The sequence below is a fragment of the Variovorax sp. RA8 genome (genome assembly GCF_901827175.1).
Classification (GTDB): Bacteria; Pseudomonadota; Gammaproteobacteria; order Burkholderiales; family Burkholderiaceae_C; genus Variovorax.
In genome coordinates, this window is sequence record NZ_LR594664.1 from 327277 (window position 1) to 343146 (window position 15870).

Annotated in this window: 24 protein-coding genes; 18 read left to right on the forward strand and 6 right to left on the reverse strand. The window is 65.8% G+C overall.

What is annotated here, in order from left to right:
- The first annotated feature begins 449 nt into the window (after positions 1-449).
- Genes E5P3_RS34795 through E5P3_RS34830 form a run of 8 tightly spaced genes read left to right on the forward strand, consistent with a single transcriptional unit; the run spans position 450 to position 4676 of the window.
- Complete coding sequence (locus tag E5P3_RS34795) at positions 450-746, forward strand: hypothetical protein (RefSeq protein ID WP_162590554.1); 297 nt, start codon at positions 450-452, stop codon at positions 744-746.
- Positions 743-1261 carry a hypothetical protein gene (locus E5P3_RS34800; protein WP_162590555.1) on the forward strand — a complete coding sequence of 173 codons (519 nt, stop codon included), beginning with the start codon at positions 743-745 and terminating at the stop codon, positions 1259-1261. Before E5P3_RS34795 ends, E5P3_RS34800 begins: the two co-directional genes overlap by 4 nt.
- On the forward strand, positions 1258-1518 hold the full coding sequence (locus E5P3_RS34805) for a hypothetical protein (RefSeq protein ID WP_162590556.1): 261 nt from the start codon (positions 1258-1260) through the stop codon (positions 1516-1518). The genes E5P3_RS34800 and E5P3_RS34805 overlap by 4 nt, the downstream gene beginning before the upstream one ends.
- A complete protein-coding gene (locus E5P3_RS34810; RefSeq protein ID WP_162590557.1) occupies positions 1515-2114 on the forward strand; it encodes a hypothetical protein in 600 nt (199 codons plus the stop codon). Before E5P3_RS34805 ends, E5P3_RS34810 begins: the two co-directional genes overlap by 4 nt.
- A 17-nt stretch (positions 2115-2131) precedes the next feature.
- Positions 2132-2413: a helix-turn-helix domain-containing protein gene (locus E5P3_RS34815; RefSeq protein WP_162590558.1), complete on the forward strand. Its 282-nt coding sequence runs from the start codon at positions 2132-2134 to the stop codon at positions 2411-2413.
- Between the two features lie 20 nt (positions 2414-2433).
- The gene (locus E5P3_RS34820; RefSeq protein WP_162590559.1) at positions 2434-2949 is read left to right on the forward strand and encodes a hypothetical protein; all 516 of its coding nucleotides are present in this window, start codon (positions 2434-2436) and stop codon (positions 2947-2949) included.
- Position 2950: 1 nt separating this feature from the next.
- Positions 2951-3772 (forward strand): 5' nucleotidase, NT5C type, encoded by an 822-nt coding sequence (locus tag E5P3_RS34825; protein WP_162590560.1) that lies wholly within the window; start codon positions 2951-2953, stop codon positions 3770-3772.
- Positions 3773-3821: 49 nt separating this feature from the next.
- Positions 3822-4676, forward strand: coding sequence for a hypothetical protein (locus tag E5P3_RS34830; protein ID WP_162590561.1), 855 nt, complete (start codon positions 3822-3824; stop codon positions 4674-4676).
- A 66-nt stretch (positions 4677-4742) separates the two neighbouring features.
- Here the strand turns inward: E5P3_RS34830 and E5P3_RS34835 are convergent, their stop codons facing one another.
- Positions 4743-5114: a helicase SNF2 gene (locus E5P3_RS34835; protein WP_162590562.1), complete on the reverse strand. Its 372-nt coding sequence runs from the start codon at positions 5112-5114 to the stop codon at positions 4743-4745.
- Positions 5115-5336: 222 nt separating this feature from the next.
- On the opposite strand from E5P3_RS34835, the gene E5P3_RS34840 reads away from it, so the two are divergent.
- Both E5P3_RS34840 and E5P3_RS34845 read left to right on the forward strand, forming a co-directional pair.
- The gene (locus E5P3_RS34840; protein ID WP_162590563.1) at positions 5337-6434 is read left to right on the forward strand and encodes a site-specific integrase; all 1098 of its coding nucleotides are present in this window, start codon (positions 5337-5339) and stop codon (positions 6432-6434) included.
- Entirely contained in the window at positions 6435-7208 is a 774-nt protein-coding gene (locus E5P3_RS34845) for a hypothetical protein (RefSeq protein WP_162590564.1), read from the forward strand.
- Here the strand turns inward: E5P3_RS34845 and E5P3_RS34850 are convergent.
- Positions 7205-7555 carry a hypothetical protein gene (locus E5P3_RS34850; protein ID WP_162590565.1) on the reverse strand — a complete coding sequence of 117 codons (351 nt, stop codon included), beginning with the start codon at positions 7553-7555 and terminating at the stop codon, positions 7205-7207. The two genes, E5P3_RS34845 and E5P3_RS34850, sit on opposite strands and share 4 nt — an antisense overlap.
- Positions 7556-7802: 247 nt before the next feature.
- Here E5P3_RS34850 and E5P3_RS34855 point away from each other — a divergent pair, with 247 nt between their 5' ends.
- Positions 7803-8105, forward strand: coding sequence for a hypothetical protein (locus E5P3_RS34855; RefSeq protein WP_162590566.1), 303 nt, complete (start codon positions 7803-7805; stop codon positions 8103-8105).
- Between the two features lie 109 nt (positions 8106-8214).
- On the opposite strand, the gene E5P3_RS34860 is transcribed toward E5P3_RS34855, so the two are convergent.
- Positions 8215-8583: a hypothetical protein gene (locus E5P3_RS34860; protein WP_162590567.1), complete on the reverse strand. Its 369-nt coding sequence runs from the start codon at positions 8581-8583 to the stop codon at positions 8215-8217.
- 220 nt (positions 8584-8803) lie between these two features.
- Here E5P3_RS34860 and E5P3_RS34865 point away from each other — a divergent pair, with 220 nt between their 5' ends.
- The 4 genes from E5P3_RS34865 to E5P3_RS34880 are packed head-to-tail and all read left to right on the forward strand — an operon-like array spanning position 8804 to position 11290.
- Entirely contained in the window at positions 8804-9157 is a 354-nt protein-coding gene (locus E5P3_RS34865; RefSeq protein ID WP_162590568.1) for a hypothetical protein, read from the forward strand.
- Complete coding sequence (locus E5P3_RS34870) at positions 9154-9765, forward strand: VRR-NUC domain-containing protein (protein WP_162590569.1); 612 nt, start codon at positions 9154-9156, stop codon at positions 9763-9765. The genes E5P3_RS34865 and E5P3_RS34870 overlap by 4 nt, the downstream gene beginning before the upstream one ends.
- Complete coding sequence (locus tag E5P3_RS34875; protein WP_162590570.1) at positions 9744-10142, forward strand: hypothetical protein; 399 nt, start codon at positions 9744-9746, stop codon at positions 10140-10142. Before E5P3_RS34870 ends, E5P3_RS34875 begins: the two co-directional genes overlap by 22 nt.
- A gap of 23 nt (positions 10143-10165) precedes the next feature.
- Positions 10166-11290 carry an ATP-dependent DNA ligase gene (locus E5P3_RS34880; protein ID WP_162590571.1) on the forward strand — a complete coding sequence of 375 codons (1125 nt, stop codon included), beginning with the start codon at positions 10166-10168 and terminating at the stop codon, positions 11288-11290.
- Positions 11291-11581: 291 nt separating this feature from the next.
- Here the strand turns inward: E5P3_RS34880 and E5P3_RS34885 are convergent, their stop codons facing one another.
- Positions 11582-11809: a hypothetical protein gene (locus tag E5P3_RS34885; protein WP_162590572.1), complete on the reverse strand. Its 228-nt coding sequence runs from the start codon at positions 11807-11809 to the stop codon at positions 11582-11584.
- Positions 11810-12238: 429 nt separating this feature from the next.
- Here E5P3_RS34885 and E5P3_RS34890 point away from each other — a divergent pair, with 429 nt between their 5' ends.
- From E5P3_RS34890 to E5P3_RS34900, 3 genes are all read left to right on the forward strand, one after another.
- Positions 12239-12850 (forward strand): hypothetical protein, encoded by a 612-nt coding sequence (locus E5P3_RS34890; RefSeq protein ID WP_197894042.1) that lies wholly within the window; start codon positions 12239-12241, stop codon positions 12848-12850.
- A gap of 151 nt (positions 12851-13001) precedes the next feature.
- Positions 13002-13448: a hypothetical protein gene (locus tag E5P3_RS34895; protein ID WP_162590573.1), complete on the forward strand. Its 447-nt coding sequence runs from the start codon at positions 13002-13004 to the stop codon at positions 13446-13448.
- A complete protein-coding gene (locus E5P3_RS34900) occupies positions 13448-13879 on the forward strand; it encodes a metallophosphoesterase (protein WP_162590574.1) in 432 nt (143 codons plus the stop codon). The genes E5P3_RS34895 and E5P3_RS34900 overlap by 1 nt, the downstream gene beginning before the upstream one ends.
- A gap of 8 nt (positions 13880-13887) precedes the next feature.
- On the opposite strand, the gene E5P3_RS36580 is transcribed toward E5P3_RS34900, so the two are convergent.
- Positions 13888-14361, reverse strand: coding sequence for a zinc ribbon domain-containing protein (locus E5P3_RS36580; RefSeq protein WP_162590575.1), 474 nt, complete (start codon positions 14359-14361; stop codon positions 13888-13890).
- Between the two features lie 594 nt (positions 14362-14955).
- On the reverse strand, positions 14956-15279 hold the full coding sequence (locus E5P3_RS34910; protein WP_162590576.1) for a hypothetical protein: 324 nt from the start codon (positions 15277-15279) through the stop codon (positions 14956-14958).
- Positions 15280-15870 lie beyond the last annotated feature (591 nt).

Here is a 15870-nt window from a genome sequence, read left to right on the forward strand (position 1 = left end):
CTCCATAGGAAAGGCAAGTGTGGCTTGGCGGGAGCTGCCCGCGTGGGGCTGCTCGGCCAGGCAGGAAACCTTTCCGAACCGGAATCGAGCAGGACGTGGTGCGTGTGGAGTTGGTCCCGCGGGAGTCTTGTTCGTGCGGGGATCTGGACCGGTGGGGGCGTAGCCCACGGGGCTGGGCCAGGAAGGAGGGAGGGCCTGGCAGTTGCGCACACTCATGATATACCGCGCTCCTCGCTCTGGGGCTCGGTTGGGGGCTGCATCTTTCCTGCCCCGGAGGTTGTGTGCGTGCGCCTTTCGGAGCGCACCTGGCGGTTTTTCGTTGGGGTGAGTATCGCTCGGATTCCGCAAACCTTGCGCAATCTTTTGTTTGTGCGCTAGTATTCTTGCGAACTTGAGAGGCGTTCGTCGCTTGCGCCAAAGAATTCACACACGAGACCGAGAAAAGATGCTTGCCGGACGGCTTTCCCTGGGTGGCCTGCCGCGCGGCCGCCTCGCTGCGCGCACGTGCCGCCGAGTGCGGCTGGGCCGAGCTGCTCGGCCGGGGCGTCGATCAAGTGGGGGACGCAGCGTGCGTCCTCTTCATGTGCCTAGCCGGCTGCGCCGCGCTCGTCCTGGGCGCCGTCCTTCTCGCTCCCGTGATCGCCGTGGCCACGCTGGTGGTGGCGGTGCGCATGGGCGCCGCGCTCGTCCGGGGCGCCCGGGCCGCGGCCGCCAGGCAGGCGACAGTCCGGAAGGCCGCGCCATGAGTGCCATGAGAGGCATGAGGGAGGCCCCCGCGCGCAAGCCCGCGCCGTCCATCCTCGACGCGCCCGTCTCCCTGACCCACCGGATGGACGACGTCAAGCCCGCAAGGCCCATGCCGCTGTGGCCCGAGCAGGAACTGGATGCCCTGCAGCCGTCCCCGGCCTCGCCGGGCGCCCTGGGCTTCTCGATCAAGGCCGAGATCAACCAAGGTTCGGTGGACTTCCGCGTGAGCGGCAAGGCCTCGGCCGTCACCTTCGAGGAGCTGGAAGCGGCCTGCCGCGAGCAGCTGCCGGGCGTCGTGCTCGAGCACCGCACGAAGTGGCTGCAGTACACGTTCGATCTCTGGTCGCACGCGGGCCAGTGCCTCTACTCGATCCCCCATCGCCAGCATCGAGGAGCCCAAGCCCCCAGTCCCGCCAGCGCGCAAGCAGCGCCAGCACCCGGCCGAACTCGCGCCGCACCACCCTCGGGGATAGCCCGCGAGGAACCAAGCCCCCAAGCCCCTGGAATCACATGAAGACATTCATCGCCACCGTCGCCCTGAGCCCCTGGATCGCCTACCACCTGCTGGGCTTGCTGGCCGGCGAGGACGCCGCATGGCAGTTCGTCAGCTCCAGCCTGTGGGTCGGCACCCCCATCCTGGTCGTGGTCGCCGCCCTGCGCGCCTACGGCGAAGGCCTCCAGCGGGGCGAGCGCCGCGCGAAAGGCTACGACGACGAGAGCCACCCCGACCGCCCCGCATTCCAAACGACCCAACTCGGACAGCTGAATTGACCTCCGCAGCCGACCTCCTCTCGCGCCACCTCTTCGGGTGCATCCCCGTAGCGCCGACCACGCCGGCAGACGCCGCCTGCACGATCCGCAGCATGGACGGCCTGCCGCCCTTGCGCCGGCAGCGCCCCGGCCTGCACCGCCATCCGGCCACCGACATCACGCCGGCGATGCGGTCTCTGAACTGCCCGAGCGTGCGCGGCGCGGGCGTGCCCGAGCCCGGCACCCAGATGAAGGCCGAGATCGCCGCCCTCTGGGCCGACGCGCTCGAATCGGGCAAGTACAAGCGCGGGGCTCGCCGCCTGAAAGACCGGCTCGGCCGCCACTCTGCCGTCGGCGTCCTGTGCGAGGTGCACCGCTCGCTGCACCCGGACATGCGCGGCCTGCAGACCGAGGGCGCCAGCTACCTCGGGGAGAGCGCACTTCTGCCGCGCGTTGTGCTCGCCTGGGCAGGCCTGGACCTCTTCGCGAGCCAGGGGCCCGAGATCGCCATCAAGTCCAAGCTGACCCGCCAGTGGCGCTCTTTCGCCGTGGACGTGCACGATTTCATGGGCGCATCCTGGCCCGAGATCGCGCGGGCCTTGCGCAGCCAGATCTGAGCAGAGGTGCAGATCTCATGAAGCGCAGATCCTCTGCCGCAGGCCTTACCGGCTTCATCGGCTTCGACGCCGCCTGGTTCGGGGCATGCCTCAAGCAGCGCCGCCTGAACAAGTCGCTCACGCTGCAGGAGCTGGCCGCCCTGACCGGCTTCTCGGTGTCCTCGATCTCCGAGATGGAGAACGGCCAGAAGCCCACCTTTCCGAAAGCCGCCGGCGTGTGCCAAGCGCTCGGCGTGCGCCTGTCCCGCGTGATGCTCGAAGCCGAGCAGCACGCCGATGCGGCCCGCGCCGCGAAGTGAACCCTTAGAGAAAGACCCCCATGGTCCGAGATCCCCTGCGTACCCTCGCCCTCGCCGAAGCCCTCACCACGGGCGAGTTCCGGGGGCTCGAATGGGCCGTGAGCCGCGCTCGTCGCGACAGCGATGCCTACGGCACCAGGCCCGAGAACGCGCTCAGCGCGATCAGAAAGCTCAAGCAGCACATGTGCGCCCCGCGCGCCGAGGCTGATCTGATGTCGGTCAAGGAGCAGCGCGGCCTCGCCTGGGCGGTCGAGCGCGCCACCAAGGATGCGGACGGCTACGCATCGGAGGCGCATGCTGCGCGCAGCGCGATCGCCAAGCTCCATGACACGATCAGGTTCGAGCAGCAGGCTCGCCTGGGCGGCCATCGCGATTGGGCCTACAAGCTGGAGGAGCGCCAGGCCGCCAGCGGCCACTTGGGCCAGGTGGCAATGCTCGCGGCCCGGGAGACGCTGGGCCGCCGGTTCGAGATGCGGGATCTCACCAGCTCGAGCACGCCACCCCGCGCTACGGCGCACTCGAACGCCCTGGCCTGACATGGGAGAGCGCACTTACCCCGACCTCCACCGCGTCTACGTCGACATGGACGGCGTCATCGCGGACTTCGAAGCCGCGGCGCGCGCGCAAGGGATCGCGCCGGCGCAACTGAAGCTCCAGCGCGGCGCATACCTGGCGCTGCAGGTCATCGCGGGCGCCAAAGAGGCGCTGCAGGACCTCGCGGGAATGGACGTCGACCTCTTCGTCCTCACGAAGATTCCGAGCTGCAACGCCTACGCCGCCACTGAGAAGCTACTCTGGATCGAATCGCACTTCCCCGAGCTGCACGACCGAGTGATCATCACCTCCGACAAGGGATGCGTGGGCAAGCAGCGCGACTTCCTGATCGACGACCACCCGGAGTGGGCGAACGCCCGCCAGTTCCCCGGCACGATCATCACATTCACGGGCGACTGGCCCTCGGTGGTCGAGCAGATCCGCATCGGGCTGCGCATCCCCCAGTCCATGGCCAGCGCGCTCAGCGCCTCGCCCTCGCCTACCGCCTCGGTACCAGCGCCAGCTGCAACAACTCCGCCTGGGCCGGTGCCCGCCTCGCCCTTCCGCTCAGGGATGTGGATCGCGAGGGAGGACCAGCTCGGGCGCGTGCGCTACGTGCACCCGGACGGCAGCCTGGACATCGTGCTGTTCGCGCCCGACGGGCGCCAGATCGGGCGCGTAACTCCCCCAATGGGCGGCCCGCGCGGCTTCGAGCCGAACTGCCACCCGGACGGCTGGGCGCAGATCGAGAAGCCCGCGCTTCCAGCGACGAGATTCGCATTCCTGCACGATCTGGTGGAGCCGGTGGACCGTCTCCGCGCTTAGCAGCCGCGACAATTCGCGCTCAACCGACAACACGACGCCTTCGCCGTACATGGACTACAACGCACTGCTGAAACGTTTCTATACCGCGCTGCTCGAGGCAGCGAATCCGGAGCTCATGGGCGCAGTGCACACGTTCCGCGCCGACGGTGTGATCGGACTGGACGACATCTTCCTTCCCGGCGTATCGGACGGCTATGGCGAGGCGCCGCTCAAGGTGATGGTCATCGGTCGGGAGCGCCACTATCGCTACAGGGCGCCCCGGGCAGAAGCCCCTGCCGCAAACGCCCGACCGGCTCTATCGATCCGCGAGTATGTCGAACACGGGATGCGGCGACATGAAGAGGTGCGCACGGAGATCTTCGTCAAAGACGCGCACGACTCCGACCTGCTCGGTTTGCTGGTGAGCGTCGCCAAGGCCATCAAGACCGAGGAATCGCCCCTTGGTGCAGGCGTCGTGTACGCAAACCTGTTCGCAGTCGCATTCAAAGGGGGCGATCCGCGCAAGACCGAGGCATGGCCACACATCCGGGACCTATCGAAGGCGCTGCTCGACATCCAGATCGACGTTCTGAAGCCGGACGTTATCGTCTTCGCCAATGGCATCGACTCGGCCCCCCAACGCAAGCTCTTCTTCCCCCACACGCCGAAGAAGCGGAGCAAGGGCGGGGAGGTTGTTCGTTGCACCAACGGCGTGAGCTGGAAGGCGACACACGGGATCGAAGCCGGGCACCTGTACGGCTTCAAGCTGGATGAACGCATCCAGTGCTATCGGATCCACCACCCGTCCTCGCCGTCTCACCGTGCCAAGGCGGCTGCGGCCCGGGTCGTGCTGCTGAAGCTCTTGAAGGAAACGCTCGCGACCAGGACTGCAGCCTTCGCCCAACCCGCCAGCCAGGAACAGTGAGTGGACGCGCAAGCGCCACGAGAAAGCCGGACCTGGAGCCCGGCCTTTGCTTGGGGTGCGGGTGTTTCAGATAGCAGGCTGATCACCGCGCGCCGCGGCGCGTGCCTGCATGCGGACACTGGCGCGGTCCGCCGAGGACTGCACGCGCGTCACGCCCTGCCCGTAGCCTTCCGCATACGGGTTGGCGCTGTGGGCGGCAACGACGCCTTGCGAGCGCACCGAGGCGCGGTCGACGGTGCTGGCGATCTGGGTCACTCCCTGGCCCGCCGCGTCGCTGAACTGGTCGGCGCGGGCGGCAGCGGCGCCGTCGGCGCGCACCTCGGCGCGAGCCTTCACCGACTCGAACTTGAGCACGCCGTGATAGGTCTCGGCGTGGACGCCGGCGGCGGCGACGATGGCGAGCGCAAAGCCGGAGAGGATCTTGGAAGCGGTGTTCATGATGGGTTCCTTCGGTGATTGGGTGATGTGGGAGGAAGTTTGCGCCCGGCAAGGGCCTTTCGGATGTGCGTTTTCGCACCTCCGCATTCATGTCGCGGAAACAATGCCGGGGACCACTGCCCCTCGACCCTCGCGGCGTCGACCCACGCTGATGCTTGATCGCAACGCAGAAACGCCTGCTTCGAGCATCACTGCGGCGAGTGGCCCGTATCCTCGGAGCAAATGGCCCGCACCATCACGAATTCCTCCGCTCGTAGCCTCCCGTGGTTGCAGAACCCGCTCCAAGCACACAAGGAGTGGCGCGCCACGCTGAGCTGGAGCCACGCCGGGGACGAGAGCAACGGCGACGCACTCTACACGGAGCACAGCAACAACCTCTATCAGTCCTTCTGGGGCAAGTTCTGCCGCTGGCTCGCCGCCAGGTCGCTCAAGCTCGACCAGGTCAAGCAGGCCCACATAGAGGACTTCCTCGCATCGCTGCGCGGCCGCAAGAATTCGCCGGCCAGCGTGCGCACCATGCGCACCTACCTGGCCGAGATCCACCGCGTGTTCACGCACCTGGAGGCATCCGAGATCCTGCGCACCAACCCCGCCGCGGTCGTGCTCGAAGGCAAGCGCAGGAAGGCCGAGAGCCGCCTCGAGACGGACCCTCCGCTGCCTCCTGGCCCGACGTTCCTCGCTGCCTACGAGAAGATGGCCGCCCGGATGTTCATCGAGGAGAGCGACGAACTGCGCCAGGGATGGACGCCCGCGCGCAACCTGGCGCTGCGGCTGCTGGTGGCCGAGTGCGGCTTGAAGCTGTCCGAGGTCTGCAAGCTCATCCCGCGCAACATCTCCTTCATGGACGACGGCACGGTGGTGATCCGCTCACCCGGGCACCGCCAGGTCGCCGCCCGCACGCTGGTCGGAAAGCGCCGGCTCGCCGCCTCCCTCGCGCGCTGGATGGAGATGCGATCCCAGCTGCGCGTCGTGAAGTCTCGCCGAGCGATCGCGGAGGGCTCGCGCGCCTCGAACCGCCTGTTCCTCGGCCAGGTCGACATCGCACCAGCCGGGGACGTGGTCGCCGGCGGGCATGGCGCGGCGCGCAGCCCGATCGCCCCGGACCTGGCCGAGCGCGTCGTGACCAGCTGCGTGAAGCGGACCCTTGAGGAGCTGGGCCACCAGGCCGCCTTCCACGGCCCGCAGTTCGTGCGCAACGCCTACGCCGCGCGGCTGATCCATCGCGGGATGAACGACGCCGACGTGTCAGACCAGCTCGGGATGAAGACGACGTTCACGGCGCGGGCGATCCGCGAGAAGCTTCAACTAGTGCAGGCATAGATGCTCAACCAGAAAAATCGCCACGGCGCCACGACGCAGCCGCCCGGCCATAAGGGGCTTGACCCCGTGGCTGTGAATGCTGCGCTGCACGAGGCCCACTGCAGAATCTTCACGCCTGCGGCGCTCGCACCATTCCTTGGGATGCCGGGCCGCTCGGGTGTGTTCCTTCCCATGGCCACCCCCGCCTACTGCAATAGCGTTGGCCGAATCATCGTAGTCGGGCGCGCGCCAAAGGCGTGGCTGAACGAAGTCGATCTGTCGGCGACACCGACAGCGGAATACGTTCGTCGTTCTGCCAAAGCCCACCTCGGTGTGCTGCTCGCAAAACCGGGGAAGCACAAGTTCCTCCAGTTCTTGAAGTGTGGCAGCCAGCGCATGGGCGGTGTCGTCGGCGCGCTGGGCTGGTGCAACCTGTTCGCGACCAGCCATTCAAGGGCCTCGCCTATGTCCATTGCGAGAGACTTTCCGGATGCGTACCAAGCCATCAAGCGCCTCTCGAGAGAGCTTCTGGACGCCCAGTTGAGCATTCTGCAGCCGCAAGTCATCTGCTTTACGACGAACCCATCGCTCGACCAGCAACTCAAGTGCCACTTCGGCGAACGGATGGGTCCCATCACCGTTGAGAATGAAGGCGCCCGGCTGCGCTTTCACCTTGATGGCATTCCCGCCTGGCGCATCAACCACCCGATGCACCTGGCGAAGCTCGAACGGAAAACCGCGCTCGCGGAAATGATCTCGGTCGCAAAGGCCGCTGCCACCCGTGAGACGGCCTAGCCGGATCGAGGCGGCCTGATCCCGACATCCGGATCGGCGTCGTACGGCCATCCCAGCTCATAGCTGCCCAGCGGAGCCGGCGCTGAATCGTTCGCGGCGCGCCTGTCACCTTCCCTGCGCACGATCGGCACATAGGCATCCCAGCGGACCGCCGTCATCACCATCTCGTCGATCTTCTCGCGTATTGCACTCGCAGGGACCAGCAGCCTGAAGCGTTCCAGGGTGGCCGCCTTCAACGCCGGCGAGCTCGACATCTTCAGAAACGTCTGGTCGGCCTCCTCGACCGTTGAGAACCAGCAGGCCGAGGTGCCCGTCACCGCACGCGGGTCCACGGCGATGCAGTGCACTGACCTGCTCGCCGGCGATCCGACAGAAGCCGGGGCCAACGCAATAGATGCTTGAGGACCGGCATGGCCGGAACGTCGGGAGAGGAATGAAGGGAGTCGTGCCACAGTCTGCCTTGCGGTATTCGTGTCTGTGCCGGTATTCTGTTGCGAACTAACAATTCCACGATTTTTTTCTGTAATCGAGCAGAATCCCGACGGACCTCCGATCGAAGGAAGCCCTTCCCCACATCGCGTCTCGAAGCCCTGTATGACCGTCTTCAACATCGCAATCACCATGGACATCGTCTGCGCAGCCATCAGCATGGCCGGCAGCCTGCTCGTGGCGCGCTATGACCGGTGGTCGTACCTGGGCTGGATGGCCTGGCTCGTCGCCAACGTTCTCTGGATCGTCTGGGCGTTCACCGCGCCGACGGCGCCCGTGTGGGGCGTTGTCGCCCAGAACGTTTTCTTCTTCTACACCAGCGTGAAGGGCTACCTGGCCTGCCGCAAGTCCATGAAGTCAGCAGCGGCCCCTGCTGTTGCGCGGTCTGGGCTTCCGGCGTCGTCCTGAACGCCCTCCCCCGCGCCCTTCTCTGAATCACATGACCACCCAGCACCTGGATCTCCGCAGGCTACCCACTCCCAAGATCGAAGCCCTCCGCGGCAAGTTCGAAGGCCATCTACGAACCACCTTGTTTCAAGGCCTGCCGGACGGCACCGTGCGCCAGCTCCTCGAGCGCGTGGGCGCCGGCTACGCCGAAGGTCACATCGATGCCGCATGGAACGGATTCCAATGGGGCGGCGATCACGTGCGAACCCTGGTCCAGGAAGCACTGCATCAGCTCGAAGACGATCACAAGCCGGCCGAGGTCCGCGAAGTCGGCGCAGCGCCCGCGGATGCCGCGCGCCCGAATGCTGAAGCCGTCGCCGCCTCCTACTATCCGTCTACCAACGGCGAGGAGATCGACTGGGCTCTTCCCCTCTTCGACAGCGACGGAAACCAGCACCGACTTGTCGAGCTCGGGGGCATCCAGGTGGTCACCCGCCACTCGTTCGCCTTCGTCATCTGGGACCGGAGATCGCTCACGATGGTCAACAACCCCGACGACACGCCGTTGACCATCGGGAACACCCCATGTCGCCTGAGGAGCGCGAGCGCCGGCGCCAAGTGGGCGCAGCAATGCTGGGCGACCTGCATGCTCAGGTTGCAGCGCAGCGGGCGGAAGACGACCAAGAGGACCGCAGCTCGGCTCCGCGCGTCTGATCGAGGTGGTCGACATTCCCGTCATCGCTCTCTTCGTGGCTGCCATCGCGTGCGGCTTCGTCGGCGCGCTCGTCGGTGCAGCATTCGTGGTGAACTCCCTGCGCAAGGGCCAGATCGCCGTGCGGACGGTTGAGCTGCCGCGGCAGCTCATGGCTCTCGACTCACTCAGCGTCTCCACCAACTTCGTGGAAGAGGACGGCCGGGTTGTCATGAGCATGAAAAAGGAGATCCAGTCATCGCAAGTGCAGGCTGAGACGGTGCAGGCCTGGCTCGACGACAACGACCTGGTCGCCCAGTTCAAGGGGCGCGACTTCAAGGTGCCTCCCCCGACGAGCAATCCCTGGAAGGCCACACAGTGAGTGCCGCATTCCAGCGCATGAGCGCGGCAGAGTACCGCGCACGCATGGGGCTTGCCCCGGCGGGCACGCCTGAGGGCGAACTCGCGCCAGAGCGCTTGCGGGTTCGAGGCGGAGCGCTGGCGCTGGTCAAGCCCGACGCGCTGGCTGACGCGGTGTCCAACCCGAATCCTGTCGCGCTTGCGCCCGACATTGAAGCGCCTGCCCGGTCTCGCAAGCCCCGCAAGCTCACGCTGACGAGTGGCCACCCGACGGAGGACCAGATCCACCGGGCCTGTGCGGACTGGGTCTTCGCTCACGAGGGGATGTACCCCTTCCTGCGCTGGCTCATGCACGTGCCCAACGGCGGCCTGCGCAGTCGGGGCGAGGCCGGAAAGATGCGCGCCATGGGCGTGCGCAAGGGCGTCGTGGACTGGATCCTTCCATTTCCGAGCCCCGCTGGCCGATATACCGGCTTGGCGATCGAAGTGAAGTCCCACCGCGGAACGGTGAGCGACGAGCAACAAGATTTTTTGGACGACGCGGCTGCTGCCGGCTGGCTCGCCGCCGTCGCCCGTTCAAGTGATGAATTTGTGAAGGTAGTAGAGCAATGGATCCGAGAAAGACCCTGATCGATGAGCACGCGCGGCGGCGCATCGGCGAGGCCATGGGAGAGCCAGCAGAAGTCGTCTGGCGCGTGATGGACCATGAGGAGATCAACTGCGCCCGTGAGTTCAACCGCAGCAACTCCAGACACCCCGAGCGGGACTGCAGGACCTGGATTGCTGAGCGCGACAAGCTCCACGCCGAGCACAAACCCGGCTACCAGGCGCGCCCCTACGAGGTCTTCCCCAACTACCTAGGCCTGACGAACGCCGGTGCGCGCTTCGTCAATTGGGGCCTCATGCAGCTGGACGAGCCCGGCCGCGAGAACCTCTACACGCGCATGCTCGGCAGCGAGACGGTCGTGATTGCCCTCGCCGCCATCCTTTTCCCTGAGCCCACCTGATCGCACCTGACGCGACGCGAACGATGTCCACTCTCGAACAAGCACCCGCATCCAGCTTCCTCTTCTTCACGGGCAACGGCTCCGACAAGGTCTATCAGGCACACCTGCGGCAGAAGGATGCCGGCTGGGTGGTCGACTATGGGAATGGTCCGCGCGGCGGCTCCCTACGCACCGGCACCAAGACGGCAACGCCCCTCGCCTACGAGGCGGCCAAGAAGATCTACGACAAGCTGGTGCGCGAGAAGACCTCGGGCGGCTACACCCCGGACCAGTCGGGCACGCTCTACACCGCGAGCGACCTCGCGGGGCGCAAGAGCGGCGAGCTGCCGCAGCTGCCCACGGCGATCACCGAGGACCAGGCCGAGCTGCTTATCAGAGACACGCGCTGGGGTCTGCAGCAGAAGGCCGATGGCGAGAACCGCATCCTGATCGTGGAGGGCGCCGCGGTCCGCGGCACCAACCGGCGCGGCCTCTTCGTCGACATCCCTCAGCACTGGAGAAGCCTTCACTCGGACGGCCGCACCGTCATCGCCGGCGAGCACGTCGGCGACCGCTTCATGGCCTTCGACTTGCTGGAGTTCAAGGGCCAGGACTTCCGGGGCCGCCCGTTCCTCACCCGCTTCAACGAACTCGAACAGATCGCCAGGTCCATCCCATGGATGGAAGTGCTCGAACTGAGCGTCGCCACGGAGGACAAGCGCTGCCGAGCAGCCGAAATCCTCGCGTCGAATGGCGAAGGCTTCGTCTTCAAGCGGCTTGAGGCCCCCTTCGAAGCCGGCCGCAGCGAGGACAGCCTGAAGTTCAAGTTCACCGAGACCTCCACCTGCCTGGTGCTGCGCCAAAACGCCCAGCGCTCGGTCGCGGTGGGCCTGCGCGACGACAAGGGCGCCATGGTCGACTTGGGCAACGTGACGATCCCGCCGAGCGAGGCCATGCCCGCCGTGGGCAGCCTGGTCGAAGTGCGATACCTCTACCGCTTCAACGACGGCAAGTTCGAGCAGCCAGTCTTCAAGATGCCGCGCCCGGACATGACTGAAGAGGCCGCGGTGCTCTCGCAGGTGACGCGAATCAAGATGCGAGGTGACGAACGTTCAGAGAGCGGGGACGAGGAAACCGACGAATGCCTCGAAGATCGCCCTCGCGGCTGATCCCGTATCTGCGGCCGCGCCGCTTTGTCTAATCGAACCGACGGCGAACAACCCTCGCGTGCGGCGCAACGCCAAGATGTCAAGGTCCACTTTTCCCCGTCCCCGGTGGACAGCTCTGTGGACAAGTCCATGAGCAACCACTCGGAACCGCATCTGGCGTGGCTTCCCTTGGGGTGCTCACAGAACAGGCAGACAGAATTTTTTTTAGAACGTGTTGGCCAATGCTCTCCCGACAACTGTCGGGGCGTCTCAGACACCTTGATTCCCCGAATTCCCGCGCTTCAATCTCACTCACCTCACCTTCTTGGAAAGCCGGTCCATCAAGCGCCGCGTCTCCAGCAAACCAGCCTCCTCCTCGAGCCCGTCATCGGCCACCTCGCCGCCGATCCAGCTGCGCTCGAAGATGACCTTTATCCAATCCTCTCCGAATCCTCTGTAGAGCGGAAGCCTGCGCAGCATGGGATGCGCCAGCATCGTGCTGACGAACTCCCGCGGCCGCTGGCGCAGGAACGGACGCACCGTGAGTTCCGGTCGTCAGGTCCATGCGCATGGTCTTGCCCACCAGGTAGCCGAACTCCGGAAACGGGCACGCCGGCTTCGCATCGAAGTTGAACGAGAGGTAGGCGAGGTTCCAGGCCTCAAGGTCGTCCCTGAACGCAGGAATCGTGCTCGGGCCGCAGAACACGCCGTCGACGATCCGCCCGTAGTCCTCGATCGGCTTTGCTGAATACCTCACTCGATTGCCCTCACTCGAACGCCTCTTCCATTGGGGGCCGAGCCTACCAGTTCGCGCTGAGCACCTGCCCGCGCAATCGTGACCGCCTTTGCGCTTGCCATAGCGCGATCGCTGTTGCGGTCTGTGGCCGGGTTCGAGTTCGGCTAGCACGGCCGCGAGCCGGAGCCAATGCCCTAGCGCAACTGCTGTTGCGGCCCGTATGCTGGGTCGACATGAACCGACTCTCCACAAGCTCGCAGCGCTACGGCGGCGCGGCACTCAGGTTTCCCCCTGCGGGCAGCAACCAGAACCGCCCACTATCCGAGGCGTCGGCCTCGCTGCCCGGCGGCCAGCCCTTCATCGGATGGGCCCGGCATGCTCCGGCCGGCAGCGCCAGCCACGAGGTGAGCTCTCGGGGGGACAGCCGCTTCAGCGCCCTCTTCGCACGCCTGAAGGACGGCAGGACCATCGAGGAGGCGTGGCAGCTCGACTGCAAGGGGTATCGCACCCTCGGGAACGACTGGCGCCTCGGCAAGGGGAAGCAGCCGCTGCGGGCCATCGACCAGTGGGGCGAATACCTGGGACTCTGGCGCACCTGGGCCGCAGAAAATCCGCAGGCCATGGCGGAACTGGGCGCGCTGGCCCAAGGCCGATTCCTCACCGACATGTTCGCGAGCAGCCCAAACTCGCAGGCCCGCGCCCTGGCGACGCTGTTAGCCGAGGCCAACGGCTGGCGCCTAGCGGAGCCGAGCGGCGGCACCGGCGCCAGGCCGAGCGCCCAGGTTCAAGGTCAGCCGGGCCTTTTCAGCCCGACTCCAGCGCCCGGCGGGGCACCTGTTGCGTGAGGGAAACAGAACCGCGCGTAGCAATTTCGGAGCGTTCAGAGGGAAGCATCGTGAACGGTTTCCACGAACTTCATTGATTCCGCTACGATACTCTGACGCGAACGAAAGGGGCGAGCAACGACGCCAGGAATCGGGCGCTCGAAAGACTCACATGACACCAACCAGCCTCGACCTCTTCGCCGATCCCGAAATCGCCGGCGCTCCAGCGCTCCAGCCTGTCGGCATCCCCAGTTCGATCACTGCCACCGGCACGGGCATGCCGCCCGAATGGGGCCCGTACGCCCTCGACATCGTCTTCGCGGACCGCAAGCAGTACCGCAAGGCCTACCTCACTCCAGCCGCATCTGCCGACCTCGTGCACGCTCTCTGGACCTACGCGCTGGCCCGCCATGAATCGACGATTGCCCAGCGCGTGGCCGACACCTCGGTACTGCTCGGGCACCGCTCGCGCAAGGACAAGCTGAACGAGGCGCTGTGCCTCATCGAAAGCCACGGCATCATGGGGCAAGACATCCCGCCCGCCCGCGAGTTCGGCCCATCGTTCGATCTGCGGCACCTCGCCGGAGAGTCGCCCTTCCCAGTTGCCGAGACTGCTTGATGGAGCGCCTCACCCGCGCCCAGCTCGACCAGCTGCGCCTCGAGCTGGCCGAGATCGCCGCTCGCGCGCCGCGCTTCGTTCGTCAGGCGCGCAACCAGGCCGGCCGCGACTTCGTGATCGGTGATGTCCACGGCGCGTTCGACGAGGTCTGGAAGGCCATGAAGCTGGCTGGCTTCGATCGCTCGCGAGACCCCCTTTTCAGCGTCGGGGACCTGGTGGACCGGGGGGTGGGTTCCCATCGTGCCGGACGCTTCCTCGCGCAGCCCTACGTCTTAGCCGTCCGAGGCAACCACGAGGCCGATCTGATCGATCTCCACATGGACAACGACGATCCGGACGAGACGCGCGGAGTGCTCGCGCGCATCAACGTGAACCTCCCCCGTCAAGCGCTGACGCGCTGTGATGGGGGCATCCGGATACCTTCCGCATAGGACCGAGCCTAGGCAGAGATTCGGAGGTCTGCGTCATTCGAGGCTTGCACCTCGACTGGCGACTGACGATCTCCTGACACGGACGTAACTTCGAGCCGTTCCAGCTCTAGAGCCGTTTCGCGTTTCCGCGCGAAGGCCACTCGCTTCCTCTTGTTCGTTTCGCTTTTGGGCAGTTCGCCCCTGAGGATCGCCTCGATCGCCAGCCACTGGAGCACCCGCGCTGCATTGACATCCGCGTTGGCCTCGTGACCACATCCCACGCAGTGGAAGGTTTCCTGGTCCAAACGGTTGTTTGCATCGCAGCATCCGCACTTGGCGCACGTCTGTGACGTGAACGCCGGCGGCAGCGTGTAGACGAGCTTGTTGCGCTTCTTCGCCTTGTACGTCGTGAAGCGCCGGACCGAGCCCCAGGCGCTGCGAAGTATCGCGGCGTTGAGTCCGGCCTTGGCGGCGGAGCCGTTGCGGGCCCAGCGCTGCCGCATCCTGCCTGGGGCGAGGTGCAGCGGTCATGTTCTTTATCTGCAGGTCTTCGAAGGCGAAGACCCGTGCATCGGAGTTGACCAGCGCATGGCTGGTCTTGTGCGCGAAGTCCTGACGGACGTTGGCGCAGTAGGCCGTCTGGCGCGCAGCGCGCTTCTTGAGCTTCCGGTAGCCTGCGCTCGCGCGCATCTTGCCGTCCGTCCCCTTGACGTTGGGGGAACGCGCCATGCGACGCTGATAACGACGCCTGCGGATCTCGGCGCGCGCCATGCGTTCCTTCTGCACATCGGAGAAGTCCCAGGCCTTGCCGTCGCATCCCATCAGCGGCACCTTGACCCCTCGGTCGCCGGACCAGACCCTCTGCTCGAGGTCCGCCAGGCCCTGGACCTCGTACAACAGTTCCTCTGCGCTGCGCTCGATGCGTGGTTCAAGCTGTCCAGGCCGGGCATGCTCAAGAGCCAGGCCCTCGTAGCTGAAGCTCACGAACCACTTGCCGTTGGGCTACGACCGAGATGACGATCTGCTTCCCCATCTCCCAGGCACGATGGGCCTGGAACGACAGCGCCCAATAGGGTTGGCCTTAGTGCCCAGCTCGATCACCCAGCCTTGCCGGTCAGAGCGCCCGGCATAGGGCAGCGTAAGAAGCGGAAGAGTTCGCTGGTCACCAGCACCGACTGGCGCCCATAACGCTCTTGACCTTGGGTGCGCCTCCCAGGCCCGCCGGAAGCGCTGCAGCCCGTGTAGAAGCGAAACGCTCCATTGCGCAGGATCTGCGAAGGTACATCACTGAGGAAGCCCGTCTCGCTGGTGATCAGATGCGAGTAGGCCTGGTTGTCCGACGGAACGCCGCCTTCAGCGCGAACGCGATCTCGCTCGCGCGTCTTGGCATTCCTGATGAACCGCTGGTGTCCGATCCACATGCGCAGATGAGCCACAAGACTTGAGTCTGGGCTTGCGCTAAATCGGACGCCGGATTGCATTGAGCGCAGTATCTACAATGCCTGGGATTATGTACAGTGTTGTGAGGCGCCCGTGCAACATCGCTCGAAAGGATTGCGCCGCTTGAACCGCGACTCGGCTCCGCACTCTCTCACGAGCCCTCCCGAGAAAGGCCGGGCCCGACTGCACCGACGCCCTACGTCTCCTACTCCGAACACCTGACCAACGCAGACGGGAGCGCTTCGTCAGCAAGCCCACGGGGTCGCAGTTCTGCCCCGTCTGCAGCGAACACAAACCGGTCACTGGCGGTCAGTTCCGCAGGATCGCGGGCCGCTCGCAGTTCATCTCAGCGACGCGTGCGCGGTGAAGATCGGCCTCAAGCCAAGGGCTGCTGCGGCACATTGACAACAAGCCCGACGCTCTCAACAGTCAAAGTAGTACCTACTTGATACGTGCCCTGGCACATATCGAAGGCTCGCGCGCTTTTTTTGCGCGTTGCTCTAGCGCGAATTGAGTCCGCGTCGATACTATGAATTGTCATTAAATCACTCGGAAGCATTCATGCAGAAAAA

What these genes read in the sequence shown, in the direction of transcription:
- E5P3_RS34800 (WP_162590555.1), top strand. Translation starts at nt 743, where the DNA reads ATGAGTGCCATGAGAGGCATGAGGGAGGCCCCCGCGCGCAAGCCCGCG.
- E5P3_RS34805 (WP_162590556.1), top strand. Translation starts at nt 1,258, where the DNA reads ATGAAGACATTCATCGCCACCGTCGCCCTGAGCCCCTGGATCGCCTAC.
- E5P3_RS34815 (WP_162590558.1), top strand. Translation starts at nt 2,132, where the DNA reads ATGAAGCGCAGATCCTCTGCCGCAGGCCTTACCGGCTTCATCGGCTTC.
- E5P3_RS34820 (WP_162590559.1), top strand. Translation starts at nt 2,434, where the DNA reads ATGGTCCGAGATCCCCTGCGTACCCTCGCCCTCGCCGAAGCCCTCACC.
- E5P3_RS34825 (WP_162590560.1), top strand. Translation starts at nt 2,951, where the DNA reads ATGGGAGAGCGCACTTACCCCGACCTCCACCGCGTCTACGTCGACATG.
- E5P3_RS34830 (WP_162590561.1), top strand. Translation starts at nt 3,822, where the DNA reads ATGGACTACAACGCACTGCTGAAACGTTTCTATACCGCGCTGCTCGAG.
- E5P3_RS34835 (WP_162590562.1), bottom strand. Translation starts at nt 5,114, where the DNA reads ATGAACACCGCTTCCAAGATCCTCTCCGGCTTTGCGCTCGCCATCGTC.
- E5P3_RS34840 (WP_162590563.1), top strand. Translation starts at nt 5,337, where the DNA reads ATGGCCCGCACCATCACGAATTCCTCCGCTCGTAGCCTCCCGTGGTTG.
- E5P3_RS34845 (WP_162590564.1), top strand. Translation starts at nt 6,435, where the DNA reads ATGCTCAACCAGAAAAATCGCCACGGCGCCACGACGCAGCCGCCCGGC.
- E5P3_RS34855 (WP_162590566.1), top strand. Translation starts at nt 7,803, where the DNA reads ATGACCGTCTTCAACATCGCAATCACCATGGACATCGTCTGCGCAGCC.
- E5P3_RS34875 (WP_162590570.1), top strand. Translation starts at nt 9,744, where the DNA reads ATGGATCCGAGAAAGACCCTGATCGATGAGCACGCGCGGCGGCGCATC.
- E5P3_RS34880 (WP_162590571.1), top strand. Translation starts at nt 10,166, where the DNA reads ATGTCCACTCTCGAACAAGCACCCGCATCCAGCTTCCTCTTCTTCACG.
- E5P3_RS34890 (WP_197894042.1), top strand. Translation starts at nt 12,239, where the DNA reads ATGAACCGACTCTCCACAAGCTCGCAGCGCTACGGCGGCGCGGCACTC.
- E5P3_RS34895 (WP_162590573.1), top strand. Translation starts at nt 13,002, where the DNA reads ATGACACCAACCAGCCTCGACCTCTTCGCCGATCCCGAAATCGCCGGC.
- E5P3_RS34900 (WP_162590574.1), top strand. Translation starts at nt 13,448, where the DNA reads ATGGAGCGCCTCACCCGCGCCCAGCTCGACCAGCTGCGCCTCGAGCTG.
- E5P3_RS36580 (WP_162590575.1), bottom strand. Translation starts at nt 14,361, where the DNA reads ATGCGGCAGCGCTGGGCCCGCAACGGCTCCGCCGCCAAGGCCGGACTC.
- E5P3_RS34910 (WP_162590576.1), bottom strand. Translation starts at nt 15,279, where the DNA reads ATGTGGATCGGACACCAGCGGTTCATCAGGAATGCCAAGACGCGCGAG.